The 4870-nt window shown below is 59.0% G+C and carries 5 protein-coding genes and 3 pseudogenes; 1 reads left to right on the forward strand and 7 read right to left on the reverse strand.

Features of this window, described 5'->3' with window-relative positions; translation table 11 throughout:
* On the forward strand, window positions 1-322 hold a 322-nt coding region (locus tag CQ12_RS06010), incomplete at its 5' end, for an oleate hydratase (protein ID WP_198164078.1).
* A gap of 143 nt (window positions 323-465) precedes the next feature.
* On the opposite strand, the pseudogene CQ12_RS44905 reads toward CQ12_RS06010, so the two are convergent.
* From CQ12_RS44905 to CQ12_RS46055, 7 genes and pseudogenes are all read right to left on the reverse strand, one after another.
* Window positions 466-642 (reverse strand): annotated as a pseudogene (locus tag CQ12_RS44905) (IS5/IS1182 family transposase); the annotation flags it as partial.
* 341 nt (window positions 643-983) lie between these two features.
* Window positions 984-1379: pseudogene (locus CQ12_RS46045) on the reverse strand (transposase); the annotation flags it as partial.
* 450 nt (window positions 1380-1829) lie between these two features.
* Window positions 1830-2264 carry a hypothetical protein gene (locus CQ12_RS06020; protein ID WP_057834431.1) on the reverse strand — a complete coding sequence of 145 codons (435 nt, stop codon included), beginning with the start codon at window positions 2262-2264 and terminating at the stop codon, window positions 1830-1832.
* Between the two features lie 152 nt (window positions 2265-2416).
* The gene (locus tag CQ12_RS41865; protein WP_157088024.1) at window positions 2417-2677 is read right to left on the reverse strand and encodes a hypothetical protein; all 261 of its coding nucleotides are present in this window, start codon (window positions 2675-2677) and stop codon (window positions 2417-2419) included.
* Between the two features lie 43 nt (window positions 2678-2720).
* Complete coding sequence (gene tnpB, locus CQ12_RS06025; protein WP_057834432.1) at window positions 2721-3074, reverse strand: IS66 family insertion sequence element accessory protein TnpB; 354 nt, start codon at window positions 3072-3074, stop codon at window positions 2721-2723.
* Window positions 3075-3690: 616 nt separating this feature from the next.
* Window positions 3691-4593 (reverse strand): hypothetical protein, encoded by a 903-nt coding sequence (locus CQ12_RS06030; RefSeq protein WP_245309760.1) that lies wholly within the window; start codon window positions 4591-4593, stop codon window positions 3691-3693.
* A 28-nt stretch (window positions 4594-4621) separates the two neighbouring features.
* Window positions 4622-4870 (reverse strand): annotated as a pseudogene (locus CQ12_RS46055) (ParA family protein); the annotation flags it as partial.

A 4870-nucleotide genomic window follows, 5' to 3' on the forward strand; every position in this document is an offset into this window, starting at 1 on the left:
TGTCGTGCCCAAAGGAGCTGCCAATTTCGCGTTCATCGGACAATTTGCCGAGTCGGCCGAGCGAGATTGTGTATTTACAACCGAATATTCGGTTCGCACCGCGATGGAGGCCGCCTACACCCTTCTCAAAATCGAGCGCGGGGTGCCACAGGTCTTCAACTCGACCTACGATGTTCGCAAAATACTTGCCGCCATCGCTCGACTGCGTGACAGCAAGGAAATGCAGATTGAACGGGCGTTCCTCCGCAAGCTATTGCGGGAGGCGGTTGAGGCTCCTGTCCTGAGAGAACTGCTTGAGGGCCATCAAGTGATTTCCAGTTGACGAGAGAAGTAAGGAACGGTCGATTGTCTGGTTCAAGACAGTGCTGCAGACTGGGTAAGGATGCTATGGGAACCAGCTCTAGCGACGCGATTGAGACACCGTTCCCTGAGATGGCGCTACACATCGAGTTGCTTCGTCGCCCGTTAACAAGCCGGATTGAGCTGGGCCGGACAAGCGCGCGTTCGCCGCAGCAGTCCCAGGAATAGGCCCAAGAGTTGTCTGAGCCAGGCGAGGATGCGGCGAAAATTGTGACCAACGGCTGAGAGAATGACGTTGGCAGCATCGCCGGCGCGACGTTTGAGATAGCAGCGGCCGAGGTGTCATTCGGCCCTTTAATTGCGGACTGATGTCAAGTGGACTCTCCTTTTTTCTTGACGGTGGTTGCGCTCGACCTGTCGGAGCCGGCCCAGGGCGAGCGCGGGTGGTAACGTGATGCGGTCCGGTAGCGGTTTGGCGTCATTGGGCCTGATGCCGTCGCTGGGGTCATGGTTCTTTCCGAGGTCGCAAGGCGCTTCATGATGATGTCCGGGGCGGACGCCTCAACGTCTGCAGCGGAGTACGATCGAGCCGCCACCAGCCGAATGAACGAGGTTGTCACTACCACCGTCCCAGCGGGACATCGCTAGTCCGGGCGGACCGGACCAGGAACCGAGAAACAGGATCACGCTTCCTTCGCCTGACCCCAGTCGAACGAAGTGCCATCGACCCAGACGCAGTGGAGGACCACGGCGATCTTCCGGGCGATGGCGACTTTTGCCTTTCTCATGCCAATCCGCTTGGCAAGCTTCATTGCCCGGGCCTTGAGAGAAGACCATTTCTTCGTCCGGTGAAGCAGAACGGTCGCTGCCTCGAAAAGATAAGTCCGGAGAAGACGGTCACCCCATCGGGATATCTTGCCATTGACATCGGTCTCGCCAGATTGGCTGCGCCGCGGGGTGAGACCCAGATAGGCGCCGACGCTGGATGCCGATCGGAAGCGCGATGGATCATCGATCTTATGACGGAACGTCAAGGCAGTCACAACGCCGACGCCCGGAACTGTCATCAGACGACGCGCCGTTTCATCCGACTTCGCCAACTGGCGAACTTCGTTCTCAATTTGCTTTTGGATCTCGACGATCCATGTCCGGATCGTTCTTGTGCTTACCCCACATGCTTCCGCGATGACCGCTTGGGGCTCACGATCCATGTGGAGCGAGAATGCCAGTTGTCTCAAACGATCCGGTATCTTCGCGAGGATACGCTGCCTGTCGATCTGGCTGTCGATGTCTCGGACAACAGCCATGAGAGTTGGATCGAAATTGCTCTTGCCAGGACCGATGGCGTCGTCCTCAGCATCGTCCATGATGTTGGGCGGCGGACGATCATCTTCGTGATCGGCGTCAGGCGCCGCTCCTCCATTAGATTCATCGTGTGGCGCGTCTGCTGCTTCTTGCTGAAGGGCGTTCGCAGCCTCGTCGAGCTCCGCGGCAAGTTCTTCCGACGTTTTCTTCGGCTTCTTGACACCTCAATAGCTTGCTCCGCCTTCGATTTGCCGGAAGACGCGCTGGACTTCGGCGCTGGCACGATTTGATCGTGCGGAGCGAGCTAGCGCATCTTTCACACGAAAATTGACGATCCCGCCGAAGCCCTTTCGAAGTTGTTTGCTATCTGCCGTGCTTGGGTCCAACAACGCGGTAACGATCGCCTCGTGAACATCCAAGATAATGTCTTTGCCGCCGTTCGGCTTGTTTACGTCGACCCCGTTACGAGCCATTCCGATGATCGCACCGGAAAGGTGCTTCATTAAATCTTGACGAACGCGCTTGTCCGCCTCTCCCAAATCTTGGAAGGCCGCCGCGATCGCCCCGAGGCGAAACTTTCCCAGGCGGCCCTCGGCAATCGCTTCGCGCCAACCTTCTAAGTCAGTAGAGGGCGGCGGATCGCCCGCAGAAATGACCATGGAACTCTCGTTCGTTGCGACTACTCTGATAAAGCGAAGCGACCGCGGAAAAAGCGGAAGCGCCCCCACCCGCTCAATTAAAAGTCGTTTTTGGGCGAATTGCCAACTTTTTGGTCGGGGGATGGCGGCAGCGGGCCGTTAGACCGCACCAGTCACGCGCCAATCATGTGCCATGCAGGAAAATGTGGCGGGTAACGCTGCGTAGCAGCTTCGCGTAAGCCTATGAGAATGAATGTTTTTTTACCGCAATCGGCGGTACGGAATGAAAAAGCCTCACAATAAGGAAAAGCCCGCCGGCGCCCCGCTTCTTCCGACATTGCCAGCGCCGCTTGATGCTCGCTCAACGCTGCCTGCGTTCGCGCCAAAAGCGCCTTCAAGCGTTCATTCTCGTCGCGAAGCGTCGCGGTGCTCATGCGCCATGTCGAGCACATCTCCGCCGCCGGCGCCCTGCCGCAGTTATCCAGCGATCTGTGGGCGACGCGCTTCCTCCGGACGGAGCAACCTCCAGTCCAAGCCTTCGAACAATGCCGCGAACATCGCCGACGATATCCGCATCACACCGTCCGCAATCTTTGGCCATACCAACTTGCAGCCCTCAAGGCGTTTGTGCACCAACACCAGGCCCGTTCGATCCCAGACCAGAATCTTGATCCCGTCCGCCCGTTTCGACCGGAACACGTAGGCCGCACTGCTGAATGGGTCGAGACCAAGCATCTCCTGCACCTTCGCAGCAAGCCCATCGTGGCCACAGCGGAAGTCGAGAGGCCGCGTCGCGATATAAATCTTCAGCTCGGCGCCAGGTACAATCATCGTGACGCTCGCACCGCGCGGATCACCCGAGACAGCTGCTCTCCATCTATCGCCGCGTCTGTTCGCACGACGACGTCGCCAATCGCAATTTCGAGATTGGCCGCCGAACGTGACATTCCGCTAACGGCCCCTCCACAACCAGCGGCGCGAACGGCGGCTGCGAAGCCTCGCACGACGGTAATTCGCCTCGCTGGCGAAAGCGTCGTCGCCAGTCGTAAATCTGCCAGCGCGTCGCTCCGTGCTTGCGCGCCACCTCCGACACCTAAGCGCCGGGCAGCAGACTTTCGGCAACGATCCGAGCCCGCTCAGCCTCCGAACGCACACGACGCCCGGACGGCCCCTTCAAGCACTTCAAGCCGGCTGACCGACCCAACCGACGAGCCGTCCAAATGGACGTCCTTTTTGCCGTCCAACCCCATCCCAAACTTCCGTTCAAGCCGGAGGCTTCTTCGCACATCTAATCTAAGACGGAAGCCAGGGTATCGGCTTAGCGCTTACGGAGCAGCCTCAACGTCAGCGTCTTCTTCGTCCGCGCTCGGACGAAGTTGCCAGGCAGTCTGCGCAGGGGCCCTCGGCCTCAGTCAAATCGGACACCAAATGCCCGCGCTGCTTAGCTTTACATTTCTGGATCTGAAATGCGGGTCAGCATCTTCATGTGCGGTCCCGCCCGTTTGAAGATCGGCTCCCAAAAGGCATAGGCCGTCTCGGCAAAACTCGCGCTTATGGTGAACTTCGTGAGCGCCGCCCGATATGCGGCCTGTCGCCCGCAGCCTTGCCCCTCGACAAGGTGCCAGATGAATTTAGCGACCTGGCGCGCGTACGTGCTCGGACGAGCTCGGTGGTTGGGTACGATCTCAAGCCGCATGGTCCCGGCGTCGCGCGTCTCCGGTTCGGTGATATTGGCAAGCCAGATGAAGATTGATGGATCAATGCTCGCGGCATAGCCGTCGCGCTTGAGCTGCTGATTGATCATAGAGAACGCGCTGGCGGCTTCTCTGAAGCATTCGCTCAGGATGAAGTTCGCCTGATTCTCCAGCTTGCCGCTCTGAAGATCGTCCAGCAATCTGACTGCCTCGTCAGTGAGCCGCCGCATGTATCGCAGTTGCGGCTGCCCCGCGCTGTCGGCTGGATCCTTCTGCAAGATCAACTCGGCCGCATCCGCGCGGAACTCCGTTGCGGCTTCTTTGAGAACGGTCAAAAAATTGCTTTCAGGACCGGAACCGCCGATGACTTCCGACGCCGCTTCACCCCCCACCCGTGTCTCTACGAGGTTGGCAATCTTCACCATCATCTCGGTGGTAGTGTCGGAATCTAGAAGTTCGTCCTTGCGCGGCGCCGCCGCATTCCGAGATTCAAGCACCGCAACGGCACTCGGAGCCGTCGCTTGCCTCGCAAGCATTGTTTGATCAGACGTCTTCTCACCTGGGTGCTCCGATCGCGGATTGGAAGCAGTAATCCCGCTGGACAACACAAACAGGCCATCGTCAACGGTTCGGCTCGCCGCCGCGGTAAGCTCCACCAGCGAGTGTCGCGCACAGCGCGTACGGCTAGCACGGCGCCTTTTTTGCGTGTGACTCATGATCTAACGACCCCTCGACAAGCTTTTTCAAGACCCAGCGCCACAGCTCACGAACTTCCTCCGAGGCTCTTCCCTCTTGTGCGAACTCGGTCACGCCTAATCCTGACCCAAGCGCGTCCTGGTGGTCATTGCGCTGTCCGACATAGGGAAGCGCAAGCACCCCGAGCGAATTGAGCGACGTTGCAGCTTCACTCAAGCGGCAGCCCCGCGGTGGCGT

Source organism: Bradyrhizobium jicamae (genome assembly GCF_001440395.1).
Classification (GTDB): Bacteria; Pseudomonadota; Alphaproteobacteria; order Rhizobiales; family Xanthobacteraceae; genus Bradyrhizobium; species Bradyrhizobium jicamae.

What these genes read in the sequence shown, in the direction of transcription:
- CQ12_RS06020 (WP_057834431.1), bottom strand. Translation starts at nt 2,264, where the DNA reads ATGGTCATTTCTGCGGGCGATCCGCCGCCCTCTACTGACTTAGAAGGT.
- CQ12_RS41865 (WP_157088024.1), bottom strand. Translation starts at nt 2,677, where the DNA reads ATGAGCACCGCGACGCTTCGCGACGAGAATGAACGCTTGAAGGCGCTT.
- tnpB (WP_057834432.1), bottom strand. Translation starts at nt 3,074, where the DNA reads ATGATTGTACCTGGCGCCGAGCTGAAGATTTATATCGCGACGCGGCCT.